Consider the following 18,219-nt stretch of genomic DNA (forward strand, 5'->3'; position numbering starts at 1 on the left):
AACTCTTCGCGTGAACTGACCGCTAGCCTACAAAGGCTCGCCGAAGGCGTTGACGAGGGGTGGTTCTTGGACGCTGTTCATTTGCTGCTCAACCACGTTGGCCAGTTCTTCACTGGCGGCACGATCTTCCGCCGTCATGTTTTCAGGATCCACCAGAATTTCTTCCAGCGGTTGATCGGTCAATCGGAACAATCGCCCATCGCGGAAACGTTTGTAATGGTGATTGATCGCAAAGACGTGACGGACAAACTTTTCTTTGTCCCAACCTGGACGTGGGTCATACCAAAAGAATGCAGATTCACGAGTCGGATCGGCAAGGGAATCGTCGGCGGGAAATAGCAATTTCGCGAAGCTGATGCCGTCCACCGCCTCGGCGTCCGCCCCACGTCGACCAGCGACTTCCAACAGCGTGGGAAAGAAGTCAGAGGCATCAACAATTCGGTCACTTTTCCCAGGCCGAATCTTACCCGGCCAATAAGCGATCAACGGCACATGCACGCCCGTTTGAAGCGGCGACGCTTTACCGCCTTGGACGGTTCGCCCGTCAGCCATCTGGGATGCAACATCGACGTGAGTTCCGTTGTCGCTATAAAACAGAATCAACGTGTTCTCGCTAAGTCCCTTCTTCGTCATCCCATCAATCAAATTGCCTACCGCGGTGTCCATGTACTCGATCATGTCGCCCGCATAGTCGATCGAAACCGGTTGAGGTTTGACAGTGGGGTCCCAGTCGTCGCTATGAGGCGTCGGTACCATCGGCCAGTGCGGAAGAGCCATTGGGTAGTAAACCAACGCTGGACCGTCGCGATGTCGGTCCAAAAAGTCGATCGTCTTTGCGACCCAAATGTCTTCGCCATAGCCGCCTTCATAGGTGCGCAGTTCACCATCATCGCCAGCAACACCTTCCAGCATGGTCGGGTTGGCGTACCGAGACCCCTTGGACTCCGTATGGCCCGCGTGGAACAACGCATACTCATCAAAACCGGCATCCTTAGGATGCATGCCCGCGTTTCGACGTTCGCCCGCGCCCGGGAAATCGGGTGGATCATAAGATCGCAATTGCCACTTCCCGAAGATCGCTGTCGCATAGCCGTCCGCTTTCAAATGATGAGCAAACGTGGTCGCGTAGGGCTCCAAAATCCCAAACGATGTCCAGTTCCGATGGTTGTCCATCCCGGTCATCAGCTCGACACGAGTCGGCGTACACAAGGGCTGCGAATACGCGTGCGTGAATCGAAGCCCTTCCGCTGCCATCTGGTTCAACCTGGGCGTGGCGTACGAAACACCGCCGTAGCACTGCAGTCCCTCAATCCCTACATCATCGGCCAAGATCAAAACGATATTAGGTCGTTCGTCCGCCGCGACCACCAAACTGGCGGGCAACGCAAAGAGTCCTAACACGGCGACAGCGATCTGGATCGGATTGGGCACGATAGACTCCAATTGCAATAAGAAAACTCCAATACAGCGAGGTCCATCCCGGCAACGTCCCGCAATTCAAGCGTGTCTTGAAGAGACTGCTAAAACGGTCGCTGCAAACGGCTTGCCCACATTTGGCTACCAAATTGAATTCCAAGGCTTCCGTAAATGAACAATGGGATCGCGCCTACCCACGGCAACAACGCGACAACGCCGGAAGCGATCCCAACACCGTACTTTGATTTCGTTGTCGGCATCCGCATCGTTGCGACCACGAAAACGGCCAACAGGAAACAATAGACGACGCCCGCCATGCCCACGTTAAGACTCCCCAAGGTGAGGCCTGCAACGAAGCTAAGTAAAGCAAAGACCATCAAGATTCCGATCAGGTTGGAAGTCAGCCGTTCCGGACCGTTCAGCAAGTGTCGGCCAAACGGATGCAGTCGCAACAACATATCCATCAGCGGTTTGGCGATCCAAGTCGTCAACGCGAACAAGATATAAGTCATCGTTATTGCCGTCGTGTACGGTGCGATCACAGGCACCTTCGCAGCGATCGAATCGATGTTGCTGATTAACAACCACAACCCCACCATGATCATCAAAGCGGTGCGTGGATTGAGCCGCCCGATCCAAACGAAATACCGGTGCAGGTAACGATAGAAAATGTTTCCCGTGTTGATCGCCTCGATCATTCCACCGCGGGCGAACTGATCAGTCGGATCCAAACGCAACGCCTCGCGAAACGCGACCTGAGCCTGTTTGTACTCACCCCGGTTCAAATGCGCGTAACCAACCGCAGCATGTGCGGCGGAATCGTCCGGATTGCGTTTAAGCTGAGCCTCGGCGGACGCGATCGCGTCCTCGCCTCGTCCCAAACGCTCCAACACCAAACTCCGGATGTTGTTGCAACTACCATGCTCGGGATCAACGCTTAACCCACGCTCGACCGTATCCAACGTTTCGTCATAGCGACGCAAGCGAAAAAGCGATGCGGCCACAATCGCATACGCGTCTGCGTCATACGGATCCAAGGCGATCGCCGTGTTGCCCGCTTCGATGGCAGCCAAAAAGTCATCCCGCTTATGACGCGAGACCGCTAACGCATAATAACCAATCGCGTCGTTGGGATCACTCGCGATCGCTTGCTCGGCATGATGCGTTGAATTGCGCAATTGCTCGCGATGCTCTTCGGTCCGGGCGTCATCGCCGATTCGATCGTCTTGCGCGAGCGTCAACGACATCAACGCATGTGCGTACGTGTGCTCGGGATTGTCGGCCAGAACTTGCCTTAGTTCCGCTTGAGCGGCTTCGAACCGTCGCTGTTCCATCAACATCGCAGCGCGACGAAGCAGCATTTCCTGTGGGTCAACCGACATCAGCGTTTCACCTTCAGGTAGTCAAGAACTTCATCGTACGCACCACCTTCGTTGGCATACAAAGCGTGGTTCCGTGCCGTCGAAAACCACTCCTGCACCGAAGGACGAATGGTCTTTGCTGCGGCCAGAAGATCTTTGGTCACGATCGGTTTAGGCATCCCCGACGCAATCGCTTCAGACAACTTTTGTTCGATGCAAACATCGATAACGGACTTCAAATCCGCACCCGAAAATCCGTCTGTCTTGGCGGCAATTTTTGCGAAATCAACGGAATCGGTAGGCTTGCCTTGCAAGTGGATCTTCAGCACCGCTTCGCGGCCTGGTGCATCCGGTGGTGGCACAAAAATCACTCGATCAAAACGCCCCGGCCGCCGAAAGGCACTGTCCAGATGCCACGGCGTGTTGGTCGCCGCCAAGATCAACACACCATCATTATTCGTTTCCACCCCGTCCAGTTCGCTAAGGAACTGGTTAATCATTTGCCGCCCGCCACTACGCCGCATGTCACTGCGACTTGCCCCCAGCGCATCCACTTCATCAAAGAACAAAACACAAGGTTTGCTGCGACGAGCTTTGTCAAAGATGGAATGCAGGTTCTTTTCGCTGTTGCCGACCCACATATCCAACACATCGTTGATGCCAACAGACAGAAACCCAGCCCCAACTTCACCAGCAGTCGCCCTAGCCAGGTGCGTCTTGCCACAACCAGGAGGCCCATAGAGCAGAATGCCGCCACCGATCTTCTTGCCGTAAGCGGCATACATCTCGGCATGTTGCAGCGGATACAGAATTTTCAGCCGAATCTGTTCCTTGACCGCATCCATCCCACCAACCGACTCAAAGCCGTCGGATAGGTCCTTTTCCAATTCAGGCAGCACCGACGAATCGTCGTCATCCTCGTCGTCGGAACCAGGCATGAACGGCCCACCCAACGCCTCGGGAATCGCATCCGATTCATCGGGATCGAAATCACGAAGGCCAAGCAAACTTTCCAGCTCCATGTCGCGTGCGTCCTCGTCTTGATCAACCGCATCACGATAGGTCGCCACGGCACCATGGATATCGCCTCGGCGTTGCAACAATCGGCACTGCAACAACAACACGTCCGCATCATCGCGAGAATCCGCAAGCAACGAATCAACAATCACGGCAGCGTGAGAATCCTTGCCGCGTCGAAAGAAGACCTCCGCCATCAACCGCTTCATACCACGCCGGTCGGGGAAACGGGCCAACGCCGCCTTTGCCTGTTCTTCCGCTTCATCATCGCGGCCGATCCCCATCATCAACTCAATTAGTTGGCGCACCAATTCAAGGTTACCGGGCGAAGCCGCAACGGCTCCCTTGAGTGCATCAACGGCAATCTGGTTTGGATCCATTCTGGTCTACCAACAAAGTTCGTTCAAAGGATGCGGTTCGACGATGGCTGTCGACTAATTACGAGCGGCGACAAAGTCTCGCACGACTTGACGAGCGGTCAAGCGAGGATGAATGTGCGGTCGTTTTGACAAAAGAAGTGCTTGGGCCTGTTCAGGCGTCAAATCACGATGAGCAATCAACCAACACAACGCAACGGTTGCACTGCGAGCACGACCGGCTTTGCAATGAATATAAACGACCTGTTCGCGTTCAACGTATTGCTGGACAAACTCCACCGCCGTTTCGATATCCGCCAATGTAGGCGGCATGAAGTCAGTCGTGGGAATATGCAACTGAACAATCCCGTGTTCACCATATTCAAACGTAGGCCCCGCGTATTCTTCGCAAGTATTAACGACCGCGGCCACGCCTGCAGTTTTTAAACCAACAACGTCCCGAGCGAACGGGCGAGCCCCGACAATGACGAATTCATCAATGAAGTCCCACCAGTTGCGAACTTTCAGGACTCGCCCCAGCAACATGTTCCATCCCAACGTGGGATAAAAAACGCCTCTGGCATATGCCCGATTCCAAAGAGATGGTGGTTTCATAAGATTCGATTGTCTATCAAACGGGTCTTGCCTAAACGTGCGGCAACAAGGGCGACCGGCTTCGCATCGGACTCACCAATGTGTTGGATCGGCAACAATGTTTTCGAATTCACCACCACGGCATAGTCAACCGAATCGCATACCGAAAGTTCCGTCATCATGGCGGACTCGATCAAAGCAACCGATCGCTTACCATCGGAAACCAATCCGTCGGCGATATTTAAAGCACGTGAAAGTGACAACGCTCGCTCACGCTCGGCAGCGGACAAGTATCGATTCCGGCTGCTCATCGCCAACCCATCGGGGTCGCGAACGATATCGCACGGAACAATCTGGACCGGCACATTCAGGTCCCGGGTCATGTCTTCAATCACGCGAAGTTGTTGATAGTCCTTGCGGCCAAAGAAAGCAGCATCGGGTCCCACGATCTGGAAGAACTTCATGACCACAGTCGTAACACCGCGGAAATGTTCAGGCCGAGATTGACCTTCCAACGGTAGCCCCACCGGCGGCGGCATGACATAGGTTCCAAATCCATCCGGATACATCATCGCATCGTTCGGCAAGAACACGACATCAGCGCCTACGTCTTGCAGCAGTTCCAAGTCTTGTTCAAGCGGTCGTGGATAACAGCTCAAGTCCTCCGTCGGCGCGAACTGTGTCGGATTGACGAAGATGGACGCTACGCAAACATCACATTCCTGTTTTGCACGTTTAACAAGTGATAGATGGCCCTCATGTAGAGCGCCCATTGTGGGCACCAGACCGACTCGCCGACCCGCGGCTTTCTGTTGCAAGGTCCACTCGCGGATCGATTCAACGCTAGAAAATTGCTGCATAGCCAACGTCAAATGATCTCGTCTTCGGAATCGTTGGGTTTCTTCGTTGCATCGCTGAGCACTTCTTCCGAAACGTAAATTGGTAGAGGTGGATCAAATGTGACCGCTACCGCAATCGCATCGCTGGGGCGGGCATCCACTTCAATCACTTCGCCTGACGCAGTTCGCAAATGCAACTGTGCAAAGTAGGTGTGTTCGGATAGATCGCTAATGACGACCTGTTCGACAGTCGCGTCCAACGCTTCCGCAACGGCAACCACCAAGTCATGCGTCAACGGTCGCGGGGGAACGTAATCGTTCTTGACCCGACGATCGATATTGGTAGCCTCGAAGATGCCAATCATGATCGGAAACTGCCGATCACCATCAACTTCTTTCAAGTAGATCACTTGGTTATCAGTTAACTCGGAAATAATGATCCGAGCGAGCTGCATCTGGACGCTCATAAAAGTCTCGCCAAACGGTGAGTGCCTTGAAATGAAAAAAGCGACAAGGTATCCAACCATCCGAAGAGGTCACCTTGTCGCTCTGTGATTGTACCGAGTCCAAGCCCGCCGTACCAAGCGTTCCGACTACCGTTCTAGACGGAAAATCGAAGTTCCCAATGGTGGCAACGTCGGCAGGATGCTGTCACCCCGCCCGTGGTGCCCTACGCCCGTGGTTTGGCAACCCGGGTAATTACCAACGTTTGAGCCACCATAAGCTTCACTGTCACTGTTGAACACTTCTTTCCAGAACCCAGCTTCCGGGACGCCCACGCGATAATTCTCGCGAGGTACCGGCGTGAAGTTACTGCAAACCAGGATCGGAGCGTGCTCTTCGGTTCCCTTTCGCAGGTATACCAATGTGCTGTCCTGAGCGTTTTGGCAATCAACCCACTCGAAACCGTCACCACTGAAATCGAAGTAGTGCAACGCTGGGTTCTCGATCACCAACTTATTCAGATCCGCAATCAATTGTTGCATGCCACGGTGGGTAGCAAAGTCAAGCAATTCCCATTGCGGGCCGTCATCGTGGTTCCATTCGTTCCACTGTGCCAACTCTCCGCCCATGAACAAAAGCTTCTTGCCCGGATGCGTCCACATGTAGCTGTACAGCAATCGCAGGTTCGCGAATTTCTGCCACATGTCACCTGGCATTTGACTGATCAGCGATCCCTTGCCGTGAACGACTTCGTCGTGCGACAGAGGCAGCATGAAGTTTTCTGTGAATGCATAGATCATGCTGAAAGTCAGTTCATTTTGGTGATACTGACGATGGATCGGCTCGTTCCGCATGTAGCGTAGCGAGTCGTTCATCCAACCCATGTTCCACTTGTAATCAAATCCAAGCCCGCCATCCTTAGTCGGCCGCGAAACTCCGGGCCACGCCGTCGACTCTTCTGCCGCCGTGATGACACCAGGGTGGTTGGTGTGAACGGCGTCGTTGAATTCACGGAAGAAATCGATCGCTTCCAAGTTTTCACGTCCGCCGTATCGGTTAGGCACCCACTCGCCGTTTTCGCGGCTGTAATCGAGGTACAACATCGATGCGACCGCGTCCACGCGAAGACCGTCGATGTGATACTTGTCCAACCAGAACAACGCGTTGGAAATCAAGAAGTTCTTAACTTCGTTACGACCATAATTGAAGATCATCGTTCCCCAATCAGGGTGTTCACCCTGGCGAGGATCCGCGTGCTCATAGAGAGCCGATCCGTCAAACTGGCGTAAACCGTGATCGTCCTTCGGGAAGTGGGCAGGCACCCAATCGATCAGGATACCGATGCCATTTTGGTGCAGATGATCGACGAAGAACATGAAGTCTTCAGGGCTGCCGTGCCGACTTGTAGGTGCAAAGTAACCAACACTTTGATAGCCCCACGAACCAGTAAACGGATGCTCGCTGATCGGCATTAATTCAACGTGTGTGAAATTCATCCGGCGGCAATAGTCCACCAACCGAACGGCCAGATCGCGATAGTCCAACCAACCGTGAGTACGGCCTGGACCTTTTTGCCAACTGCCCAAGTGCACTTCGTACACATTCATCGGTGCGTGCATCGGATCGAATTCCGCACGCTGCTGCATCCAATCGCCATCGCTCCAACTATACGAACTGATGTCCGAGATAATGTTGGCCGTCAAAGGTGGTAATTCGGACGCGAAGGCAAGCGGATCGCACTTGTCCATCCAACGACCGGCATCCGATTGCACGCGGAACTTGTAACGCTGCCCAACCTTGGCACCGGGAACAAATAACTCCCACAAGCCCAACTCTGGGATCGCTCGCATCGCCGTATGCCGACCGTCCCAACCATTGAAATCGCCGACGACCTGAACCGCTCGTGCATTCGGTGCCCAAACCGAAAAGTTCACTCCAACCACACCATCGACCGTGCGAAGTTGCGCCCCGAGTCGCTCGTACATGTCGTGGTGACGCCCCTCACCCAGCAAATAGCGATCGAAATCACTGAACAGGCTAGGTACCGAATAGGGGTCGGTCGTTTGAACGGTTTCACCTTTTTTATCAATCATCTCAACTCGGTATTGGTTCTCAGGAGTCTCGTCGCAGATGGCCTCAAAAATGCCTTCCGGGTGAACGCGTCGCATAGGACGTTTTGCACCGCTGGCCGAATTCACCACCCACATCGACTGAGCGTTGGGCTGAAAAACTCGGATTGCGGTCGCTTCATTACCACAATAGTTGATCGGGTGTGGACCAAGCAAACTACCCGGGTCAGCCAAATTGCCGTCTAAAAGCGACTGAATGCTCGAGAGGGAGAGTTCCGTATTCATGATCAAGACAAATGAGGGGGGAAAAGGCAAAGAGCGGTGTACGGTTAAAACTTGTGTGGCTTAGCGATTGGCTCGGTTGTCCGCCCGCTGTCGCATCATGGCAATCTGTTGTGCCCGATGACTTGTATCGACCGCTGAACGCAATACCCAGTCACGAAGTCGATTTGTCCCATTAAGCGGACCATGGGGATGTCCACTGGATGTCAAAGCGGCGTGATGGGTCGCCGAATTACCAGCGCGGTGGAAGCCGGTTGGCGACGATATTTCTGGCTGGGCTGGGTCCAACCGAAGCTGCGAACCGGATTCGGCCTTAGCTCCCCAAGGTCGTGCATCCGGCGTGCCAGATTCAGGAATATTGTCCCGGTCGCTGACCCGGCTAACCACGCGTGCGGTCAATAAGCAAGCTTGCACCTCGTGGATCCCGAGCGTTCGATCGATTCGACGCCATAAGTCCGCATGCTGCACTTCTACGCGACGACCGAAGTGATCCCACACGAAATCGCTGCGACGCCATCGCGGAAGCGAATCGGTCAACGAACGGATCAGATAGCGGTTGTGGGAAAGCAAGGTCACGCTGGAAGATCCATCAATCGACTCAAGCCCCCGAACGGCGGCCAACAGGGTCAGGCGATTCAGGTCTCCGGGCTCGCGATCGTCCGCTTCCAAGACGGGTTGCCCGTCAGCGGTTTCGATTGCGAATTGCCAGCGACCGTCCGTCAAAGTCGTACTTTGAGCGGAAACCACCAATAACAACGACGCTAGGTTGTCGCTGGGGGGCGACACGACAACATCGTCATCCATTGCATTTGAGATTGCCTCTTGGGCTGTGGCTAAATGTCGCATTGCGGCGAAGGCGGGATCCCCCGCCATTGGCGGGTTCCGATGGCGTTTTGGCTGCGTCATAGAAGCTTCCGATTCAAACTCTAGCAAGAAGAATGACGGGCGATCGAGTTTGCTTCCAAGCCGCAAACCTTCGTTCCCATGCTTAGGCTTTCGGCAAACTCACCGCCGCCAGCAAAGCTTGAACAGGTAAAAAACTCTTCCCAGCTTGTCGCCCGACATCACAATCCGCACGACTGCAACAACCGGTCAAGTCGCGGCTTGGAAGAACGCTTTGATGAGCCACCGGACACGGTTCGCGCTCGGTGTGCCCTCCGTTTCGCCGGTCTCGAAAATCCTCCAGCCGCGAAATCCTCGGTCTCCCAATCGATCCGGTACGAATCGCCGAATCTTGGGATCCGTCCGAGCGAACAGTGCGGTCAGGGCTCGGCTGAATTTCAAAAACCAGGAATTTTTTGTGGTAATCCGTCCGAGTCCTGGAATCTCAATATGGGAGATCATTTTCCGCCCCCCCGCTTTGTTTCATTCCAGTGCAACAAGCGACGATCCATTCGCCCACTCTCTTTTGACAGGAATCCTTATGAGACCAAACTCATTTTCCCGCTCGGCGTTCACGCTGGTTGAACTGCTGGTCGTCATCGCAATCATCGGCGTCTTAGTCGGACTTCTTTTGCCGGCTGTCCAGGCGGCCCGTGAAGCCGCTCGCCGAATGAGCTGCAGCAACAATTTCAAGCAACTCGGCTTGGCCATTCACAACTACCACAGTGCTTACAAACAACTGCCCACGCACGGCGGCGGCACAGTTCAGGGCACACCACGAAACTTTGACCGCCCCTCCGGTGCAGCAAACCAAATGCGATTGAGCATGTTGGTTGGGTTGACGCCGTTCATGGAACAACAAGCGATCTGGGAAACCATTTCCAATCCATACGACAACCAATTTGCGACTTCCCACATTGGCTCGTTCGTTGCTCCGTCGTCGACCAACAACGACTGGACACGAGAGAACACGACCCGTGATTTCAATTCGATGGGCCCCGCACCTGACTATCCCGAGTACGACCCCTGGGTAACAACCATCCCTGGCCTTCGTTGCCCCAGCGACCCGGGTGTTGGACTGCCCGCAATGGGACGGACCAACTACGCCGCATGCGTCGGTGATTCAGTAAAAGACCAGCAATGGGGTAACCGCACCGTTACTCTCGACTTGTCGGATGTGGACCCAACGAAAGGTTCCAGTTGGTGGGGTACACCACGGGGTTCGCGTGCGGCGCATCGTGGTTTCTTTGCTCTGCACCAAACCACACGGTTCCGTGACGTTCTGGACGGCTTGGCCAACACCATCGCCATGGGTGAAATCGCAACGGACCTAGGCGACAACGATGCACGGACGATCTACATGACCGTCACAGGGGCCGGCGAAACAGCCATTCGCCAAAACCCATCGTCCTGTGCGAACGCCAAAGACGCCGAACGGCCCCAATTCTGGGATAGCGACAAAGGCACTGTCGGCTCGTCGGTTTCCGCCGGTCGAGGATACCGTTGGGCCAGCTCATATCAGAAATTCTCTAGCATGATGACGATCCTGCCCCCTAACCGTGAAATCTGCGTCGAACACACGGCTAACCATAATCGCGATGGCGTCTATCCACCTTCCAGCCGTCACCAAGGCGGGTGCCATGTGCTGATGGGCGATGGTGCTATCAAATTCATCACTGACTCGATCGAAGCCGGAACGTCGACTGCCGAATCAATCTGGTACAGCAACAGTCCCGGCGCGGTCAGTCCATACGGTCTGTGGGGCTCACTCGGAACCCGCGCTTCCAAAGAAGTGATCTCCGAAGAATTTTAATCGCCTGGCTGTTGCCTGTTGATCCATGACGCCTTTTGCCCGCAATCCGCCGGGCGGGGCGTCGTTGCGGTCCCTGCGATGCCACGATCGCTTTGTCAGCACTGAACCGAACTTACCCAGTTCAAGCGTTGGCTATTCTGCCACCTGACTGAACTTCTTAGCGAGCGTTTGTGCTGCGACGGAAAACCAACCACTCCATTTCTCGAACACCTTCCCCACATGAACTTTACGATGAAACCACTCTCTATCTGTGCCATCTTGTTGTTCGCAATCGGCTGCAGCGGCTCCGATGAAGCTTCCGTACCTGCCACCACTGAACGTCAGGAGCTCTCTGACATCATGGAAGCAGAAAACGCTCGGTTGCAAGCAGCCGACGAAGTCGCCCCCAAGCCGTAGCCCGCAAGTCGCTAGAACATGCTCGTACTGGCCATTCGTTTCATCGGCGGTCAGTCTTGAAACTGGAAATACGATCCCTGATAGTACGGCGTCGGCCGTGCTTTCAGATTACGGATGGACCGGCGTAAACCGTCAACCTGGTTTTCCAGATCCAGCACCCGCTGGATGAGCACACCTGTTATTTCGCGTAACTGCTTGTTATCCAAGCTTTCCACGTCGCCTTCGCTGAGCCCTACAAGCAAATCGGTGGGATCCGGCGCGTCACCAAGATCGGCCGTGATCTCGTCAATCCGCTCATTCAGATCCAAGATGGTAGGATGGCCTTCACCGAGAGTGCGCAAATACTTGCGTCGTCGTTCGTTCAGATACCTCAGCTCACGTCGGAGCTCCAAGGCATCCAATCGACTTTGTTCGGAGCTATCCAACAGAGGAGCCGGAAGCGAGAGATCTTCACCGAGCGATTGAGAACTCGCTTGCCCGAGCATCGACGGGATGCAAGTGAAGCAAACCAAACTGGAAACAAGTATCGAGAAACGAATAGCAGACATGGAACACTCGCTGCGGTTGTAGGTGGTGACCAGAAACACTGGTTTCTATCCAAATCCTACACAATCCGTCCACAACTCGCTGGTACGTCACCGCTCGCCGAACCGGCAAGCAGATCAAAGGCACGAACCAAGTCCCGCCATAAGCGAAGGACTTATGACTTCGCTTTGGGCTGTCCAGGCCAGAAGCGTTTCCAACGACTTTCGTTCGCGGCACCGGCTTCCGCTTCATCACCTTCGTGCTCCGCATCCTCACCATGGGTTCCGCTCAGACGAACGGCCATGTCTCGGAACGCCTGAGTCAAGGCGGCCTTCGGAGCCTGTGTGATCAACGGCACGCCGTTGTTACGGACTTCCACCATCGTGCGATAGTCATTGGGCAACAAAGCAAAGATTTCTCGCCCCAAAGTCTCTTTGGCTTTCTTCAAGCTGATTTGACCAGCATCCAAGCCTGCACGATTGACGATAATTTCAACCTTATCTTGCAGACCGTCGGTTTCGTCAAAGCTCATCATCAACCGCACCACGTTGCGTAAGCACGGCAAATCTAATTGAGTGATCAACAAGACCTTCGATGCCGATTCGATCGCCACCATATCCAGAGCGTTGTAGGTCTTCGACAAGTCGACAATCAAGTGTGTGAACGATGCCTTCAGCAGACCGATCACCTTACGAAGACTGTCGGTATCGATACCGGCGACGTCATGCAACTCCACAGGGCGCGGCAATAAGTACAATCCGCTGGAATGCTTGGTCAGCGATCGTTTGAGCAACTGAATATCCAAGCGACCAATATTTTGCACGACGTCGGCGAGCGTGTAGTCCGGGATCGCATCCAAGAACACGTCTGCATCACCCAATGCGATATCAAGGTCCACCAACGCGACACTGTTTCGTGGATCTTCCGCTAGAACACAACCTAGGTTTACCGCTGCGCTTGTTGAGCCAACACCACCGGTTGCTCCTGCAACCGCAATGACTTGGCAAGCACGACTGCGATCGCCGCCACCGCCAAACTTGGCAGCGCTAATCCGGTCCAACGCCTCGGACAATTCTTCATCGGCCAACGGAAGTGTCAGGAACTCTCGAGCCCCCGCACGAATCGCCTTCAAAATTTGTTGACCGTCACTGCTCTCGCTAGCCGCCAACAATGCGGTGTTCGGACTTTCCGCTGTGATGCGAGCGATCAGGTTCAACGCACTCGTTGGATTACTATCCAACGAAACAACACCTACATCGGGAGTGGTCTGCTCAACGATATCAGGGAAAAATTCGTAGCGTGAACAATCTGCTTCCAACCAAATGGAATCCATCCCCAGCAAGATCGCCTTAAGTGATTCTCGCGAAGCGTCATTGGGATCGACGAGGGCCAACCGTAGGACATTACTCATCTTAGATCAATTTTTGTGGAAGAGGACGAAGCTTGGGCGGGTGTCGCAGCGCGGCCCAAGTTTGGCGTTTGAAACGTGTGCTTGTGCTAGCGATCGAGACTAGCGATAAGCTGGTTGAGTGACCGTGACACCTTCACCGACGACCATGGGGTCGGATCCTGGCATCACTGCTCCGGAAGGCAACAAGGTGCCGGATTCGATTCCGGACGAGTTGTAATTTCCAGATGCACGACTGGTCTGATTTCGAGGCGAACGTCCATAGGACGCAGCTTGTTGATGATTCACTGTGGCGACCCGAGTTCCCGCAGGCTGACCAGCTTTAGCAGTGGCGGCGGTCGATGGCTTGGAACCTTCCACCGCTGGGCGAGTTTGCGAAACGCCTCCGGGCAAGACAACGCTACCTTCCATCATCACCTCACCACCTTGGAATGCCGCGTCGCTTGGGCAATAGTCGCTTCGCTGCTCGTTGCAGTTGTCGCCCTTCAAGTTGGGAACTTCAATGTGTCCGTTGATGTAGAACTCATGCTCATCCGGCATGTCGGAATTCATACCTGGTCCACCGACTGGCACCTCGTGTGGGTCCATCGCTTCGACCAATTCAGGTGTTACCATGATCAGCAACTCGATTTCGTTGTGCTGGTCTTGGGTGTTACGAAACATTGCACCGATATAGGGTAAGTGGCCCAGGAATGGCGTGCGTTTGATGACGCTGTCCACACGAGATTGCAACAACCCGGCCAAGGCAAAAGTCTGTCCCGCCTGCATTTCAACCGCGGTTTCAACATATCGGGCCGTGAAAGCTTGTACGTTCGTGTTGTTAATCGTGACCGCACGGCTGGGGTCTGGCTCGCTTACTTCCGGACGAACTTCCAATCGAATACGACCGGGGCCGACGACAAAAGGCAGGAAGTCGATGCTCGTACCGTAATCTTCGTATGAAACCTGCAACTGTCCGTTGGAGCCTGGAATCACGTTAGGAACGCGACCACCTACGGTGAAACGAGCGGGCCGACCATGGGTTGCGACAACCGTTGGTTCGGCCAACAGCTTGACCAACTTCTGCTCATCCAAGGCTTCCACAAAAGCCTCAAATTGGCTGCCGATCCCAACTCGCAAGTTGGTCGCACCACCGAAAGGCGCGAACCCGAACGAGTCATCGACACCTTCAACAAGTCCGCCGGGCACGTCGAGCAACTCACCAGGACCATTCAGGATGGTGTAGTCGCCACCGGATAGCGACCAGTCGATACCGAGCTGTCGCAGCTTCGTTCGGCTGACTTCCATGATCCGGGTATGCAATAGCACCTGTTGCACACCAACCACTTCAATATTGTTGATGACAACCTTGTAGAACTGTTCGATGATTGCGACAGCACGGTCAACGTCGTCCACACTGGTCACATAGCCGCTGACAATAGCACTTTCGTTGATCGGCGTGACCTTCAACGATGCCAGTGGCAATTGGCTATTCAGGATGCCTTCGACTTCGCGGGCATCGGCGACAATCGTAACGTCGATCGTGTAGAGTTTGTCTTCGGTGTCCCATAAGTTGACCTGGGTCGACCCGGGATTCTTCGCGAAAATCTGAATCTGATTCTCGCTAACCGGCGTTGCACCGAGCACCTCTTCATTGTGCACTTGGAATCGCGGAATGCGATCTCCGAGGGACAGGATGCGGCTGCTCTTGACGATCAACTCCATCCGCTCAACCGTGTTGGCAATCTTGTGATCACCAGCAACCGAAGCAAGCGCGGCGGACGACTGGGCCGCTACTGTAGCCACCCCGTTTGAGGTGAACTGACCGCATCCCATCACCGCGAGTACGGCGATAACGGATCGGAAGTAGGTATAGGAGAATCGCGCTCGCATCGTTGGCATCCTTGCCGGTCGGTTCGAGTAAGTCAGTCCTGACAGTGGCTACTGATGCCACCCCCAGTTGGAAGTATATTCATCGGCAAGTTGAACGCCTGTCGATGAAGCGAAAATGATCTTGTCTAACTTGAAGTTACTCTTCCGAGCCAAACTCGGGTTTCTCTTCGGTCGCACGTTCGCGAGCATCCTGCTCACCAGGTGGCTGATAGAACGGACTCTGCGAGCCGTTCAAGTAGCTGTAATCTCGTGGAGCAGATATGCGTGCAGCATTGGGTCGTTCCACTCGAGTTTCTTCATCCGTCTCATGCACGCCACCCTTTCCAGACTCGTTAAGAATCACAGGGACTTGCTTGCCTTCTTCGATCCAGTACTCGGTTAACACGCCACCGGACATCTTCAGCATTTTGAAGCCGTTCTTCTTTTGCTTGGTCGGCTTAGGAGTGTGTTTGACGGTGGTTGTTTTAGGTAGCTTGGATTCCGCTTGCCGTGCGGCTTGGGCGGATTGGTGATCGGCCAACCACTGCAAGAACTGTTGACCGGCACCGTTGCCGTCCGTTTCTTGCAAAGCATCAACGACATCGGTTGGGTTACCAAGGGTTAACCGGATCTTGCCCAGTTCGCTGGCATAGGTCCAAGCGGGTGTATCGTTTTTGTGAACCAACAACGAGATCGAGCGAGCGGTCTTGGTTTCCGTTTCTTCGGTCTCTCGTTCGGTGCGACCATCAACGGCGAAAACTCGGACGCCCGTCAGCACGGTCTTGGCCATGGTTTCTGGAATCAATTCGCTTTTGGTGAAGTACGCCATCACGTCCACGCGGTCTCCAGGACGAACCAGCGTCGCAACGCTGCTTTCCGGATCGGCTCGCATCGATACGACGCTATAACCGCGTGGAATCGTTTGCGATGAACCGTTCGAATCGTCCATCAACTTGACGGGCATGATCGGTTCGCCTTCGTAAAAACGCTGGCGAGCGTACTTGCCTTCAATGTCAGCAAGACTGCCACTGGCTCCCTTAGGAACTCGGTCGGCTGGCCACTGCTCTAAACGAATTTTGTCTGGTGTGATTTCCTCGGCAATGTCAATCGTTTTGGCCGTCACGAAAATCTCGACCGTCGCAACACTAGTGTCCGAGGTGGATTGGGCCTGCATCCACTGACTTAATCCGATCGCAGCAATGGTGCCGCAAACGATTGCCATCAGCAATGGAACAGATTTATTTTTCATGACTGATTACTACTAGGAATCCGAGGAGATTGGTCTTGTTGAACCGACGAACCAGGAAAGTCAAAGATCATTGCTCCTTACGAACAAGGACCAGGATCTTGGCGTGCGTCCATGCGGTATTTTCGACCGATCGTCTTCCATTCATCGGTGTGGCTGACTCGCTAACTCAAGCGTCAGCGGACCATTCAAAACAAACTAGCTAAACCACCTAAATTCACACGGGCCGAAACCCGTGCGAATCTGAAAGGCGTTCATTTGAGCTAGATCAGCATGCCCGAACCGGCGAACAACAAGATTGTTCCGATCGCCATGGGGATGCCGTAGGGAAGCAGCGACATGGTCGGCTTCCGTTCACGAGCGATTGCAGCCAGTTTTTCTGGGTTACGAACCGTTTTCCACTCGTTCAAGATGGTCAAGGCCATCGCATAGTGCTTAATCCAGTTGCCGCTCTTCCAGATCATGTAAGCAGCCATAACACCGCCAACAAGGGTGGTTGCCACGAATGCTTGCAACGTGACCCAAAGGCCACACCAAGCACCGACACCGGCCAGCAGTTTCACGTCGCCGGCACCCATTCCGCCAACATTGCGAAGTGGAAGCAGCATCATCATGCCGCCGAAGGTAGCCAACAAGCTCCAACCGAGGCCAGGCAATCCGCCTTGCATCGTGCAGTGAATCCATCCGCAAACGATGAATGGAAACGTCAACCAGTTCGGCACTTTCAAGATCATGCCGTCGATCACGGCAGCAACGATCAAGACAATCGTGACGAACCAAATGGTCCAGTTTTGAGTGATGGCTTCAAGCAGAATGGCCATAGTGTATCCCCAGGTGCAACCGTCGAATCTGGCGACGGGAAAGGTTTTTTGGAAGGTTCTTAACGAGGTCCGATCACAAAACTCAACATTGCGAAAAACAATGTGAAGCCACAGCAAGCTAGTTGCCATGCGTAAGCAGCAGTATCAGCGGGTAGCAGTGGATAGTTCATGATGGATGTTCCGAGGTTCGGATGTAAAACGTGGCATAGGCTTCTGCCCTATTGGCAATAGGCCGGAGGCCCATGCCACGACGTCCAGGCAAAGTGCGGACGTCATAACGTCTGCAAAGCATGGCCGTGACAAGGCAAGACCGAGGTGCGAAAGAAAACTGCTTCCTTTCGCTACCTCGGTACTTGTCGCCGAAGTCATGCAAGCGAGCCGCCGATCGAACCGGCGATCGCTCACGCCACAAAATCAGGGAGTGGCTAGGATGGCGGCGGTTTCGTTGAACTTAGCGCTGGCGTTGGTACCAACCAAACGAACAGCAACCAAGCAAGTAACGATGATCAGAGCCAACATAACTGCGTACTCAACAGCTGTTGGTCCGTCTTCTTCTTTCAGGAATGCAACTACGTTTTCAGCGAACTTCTTCATGTCTATCTCCAGACGATTCGTGGGTAACTCCCTTACGGAGGTGACCCGGCGACAATTAAAATAGGCAACCCGTTGTGGATTGTCTCATTCGTAAAGCAGCCTCCATCGAACGAAATCTCGTCTGACAAGCCGCGGTTCAGCAACCCGTTGGTTCTCAATCAACAGATGCTTTTCCAGGCAACTCGGCTTTCCTGAAGCCAAGCTTGACGGTGGGTGTTTCACAACGTGAACGCACCTCATCAAGCCGACTCACGGACCCGTGGTTTTGCGCCCCGTCCTCTCGAACGGTTTGCCTTTGTCAGGGA

16 protein-coding genes and 1 riboswitch are annotated in these 18,219 nt (G+C 54.2%); of the genes, 2 read left to right on the forward strand and 14 right to left on the reverse strand.

Going from position 1 to position 18,219, the window contains the following annotated elements:
* Positions 1-27 precede the first annotated feature (27 nt).
* From ACR3ZL_RS18195 to ACR3ZL_RS18230, 8 genes are all read right to left on the reverse strand, one after another.
* The gene (locus ACR3ZL_RS18195) at positions 28-1,431 is read right to left on the reverse strand and encodes a sulfatase family protein (protein WP_473651690.1); all 1,404 of its coding nucleotides are present in this window, start codon (positions 1,429-1,431) and stop codon (positions 28-30) included.
* A gap of 89 nt (positions 1,432-1,520) precedes the next feature.
* Positions 1,521-2,798 carry a tetratricopeptide repeat protein gene (locus tag ACR3ZL_RS18200; RefSeq protein ID WP_473651689.1) on the reverse strand — a complete coding sequence of 426 codons (1,278 nt, stop codon included), beginning with the start codon at positions 2,796-2,798 and terminating at the stop codon, positions 1,521-1,523.
* Positions 2,798-4,174, reverse strand: coding sequence for an AAA family ATPase (locus tag ACR3ZL_RS18205; protein WP_473651688.1), 1,377 nt, complete (start codon positions 4,172-4,174; stop codon positions 2,798-2,800). The genes ACR3ZL_RS18200 and ACR3ZL_RS18205 overlap by 1 nt, the downstream gene beginning before the upstream one ends.
* Positions 4,175-4,228: 54 nt before the next feature.
* Positions 4,229-4,765 carry a dual specificity protein phosphatase family protein gene (locus ACR3ZL_RS18210; RefSeq protein ID WP_473651687.1) on the reverse strand — a complete coding sequence of 179 codons (537 nt, stop codon included), beginning with the start codon at positions 4,763-4,765 and terminating at the stop codon, positions 4,229-4,231.
* Positions 4,762-5,604, reverse strand: a complete 843-nt coding sequence (gene panC, locus ACR3ZL_RS18215) for a pantoate--beta-alanine ligase (RefSeq protein ID WP_473651686.1) — start codon at positions 5,602-5,604, stop codon at positions 4,762-4,764. The genes ACR3ZL_RS18210 and panC overlap by 4 nt, the downstream gene beginning before the upstream one ends.
* An 8-nt stretch (positions 5,605-5,612) precedes the next feature.
* The gene (locus ACR3ZL_RS18220; protein ID WP_473651685.1) at positions 5,613-6,050 is read right to left on the reverse strand and encodes a bifunctional nuclease family protein; all 438 of its coding nucleotides are present in this window, start codon (positions 6,048-6,050) and stop codon (positions 5,613-5,615) included.
* A gap of 126 nt (positions 6,051-6,176) precedes the next feature.
* Positions 6,177-8,381 (reverse strand): 1,4-alpha-glucan branching protein GlgB, encoded by a 2,205-nt coding sequence (glgB, locus tag ACR3ZL_RS18225; RefSeq protein ID WP_473651684.1) that lies wholly within the window; start codon positions 8,379-8,381, stop codon positions 6,177-6,179.
* Positions 8,382-8,441: 60 nt separating this feature from the next.
* Positions 8,442-9,182, reverse strand: coding sequence for a ribonuclease H family protein (locus ACR3ZL_RS18230; protein WP_473653522.1), 741 nt, complete (start codon positions 9,180-9,182; stop codon positions 8,442-8,444).
* Between the two features lie 619 nt (positions 9,183-9,801).
* On the opposite strand from ACR3ZL_RS18230, the gene ACR3ZL_RS18235 reads away from it, so the two are divergent.
* On the forward strand, positions 9,802-11,073 hold the full coding sequence (locus ACR3ZL_RS18235) for a DUF1559 family PulG-like putative transporter (protein ID WP_473651683.1): 1,272 nt from the start codon (positions 9,802-9,804) through the stop codon (positions 11,071-11,073).
* Positions 11,074-11,304: 231 nt separating this feature from the next.
* A complete protein-coding gene (locus ACR3ZL_RS18240; protein ID WP_473651681.1) occupies positions 11,305-11,469 on the forward strand; it encodes a hypothetical protein in 165 nt (54 codons plus the stop codon).
* 50 nt (positions 11,470-11,519) lie between these two features.
* Here the strand turns inward: ACR3ZL_RS18240 and ACR3ZL_RS18245 are convergent, their stop codons facing one another.
* The 6 genes from ACR3ZL_RS18245 to ACR3ZL_RS18270 form a co-directional block, all read right to left on the reverse strand.
* Positions 11,520-12,017, reverse strand: coding sequence for a hypothetical protein (locus tag ACR3ZL_RS18245; RefSeq protein ID WP_486172854.1), 498 nt, complete (start codon positions 12,015-12,017; stop codon positions 11,520-11,522).
* Positions 12,018-12,169: 152 nt separating this feature from the next.
* A complete protein-coding gene (locus ACR3ZL_RS18250; RefSeq protein WP_473651677.1) occupies positions 12,170-13,405 on the reverse strand; it encodes a nucleotide-binding protein in 1,236 nt (411 codons plus the stop codon).
* Between the two features lie 99 nt (positions 13,406-13,504).
* The gene (locus ACR3ZL_RS18255) at positions 13,505-15,274 is read right to left on the reverse strand and encodes a type II and III secretion system protein family protein (RefSeq protein WP_473651676.1); all 1,770 of its coding nucleotides are present in this window, start codon (positions 15,272-15,274) and stop codon (positions 13,505-13,507) included.
* A gap of 136 nt (positions 15,275-15,410) precedes the next feature.
* Positions 15,411-16,502 carry a Flp pilus assembly protein CpaB gene (gene cpaB / locus ACR3ZL_RS18260; protein WP_473651675.1) on the reverse strand — a complete coding sequence of 364 codons (1,092 nt, stop codon included), beginning with the start codon at positions 16,500-16,502 and terminating at the stop codon, positions 15,411-15,413.
* 260 nt (positions 16,503-16,762) lie between these two features.
* Entirely contained in the window at positions 16,763-17,320 is a 558-nt protein-coding gene (locus tag ACR3ZL_RS18265; protein WP_473651674.1) for an A24 family peptidase, read from the reverse strand.
* A gap of 414 nt (positions 17,321-17,734) precedes the next feature.
* Positions 17,735-17,914 carry a Flp family type IVb pilin gene (locus ACR3ZL_RS18270; protein WP_283432383.1) on the reverse strand — a complete coding sequence of 60 codons (180 nt, stop codon included), beginning with the start codon at positions 17,912-17,914 and terminating at the stop codon, positions 17,735-17,737.
* A 173-nt stretch (positions 17,915-18,087) separates the two neighbouring features.
* Positions 18,088-18,218, reverse strand: a riboswitch (cyclic di-GMP riboswitch).
* Position 18,219 lies beyond the last annotated feature (1 nt).

The sequence above is a fragment of the Rhodopirellula sp. J20-39 genome (assembly GCF_057365095.1).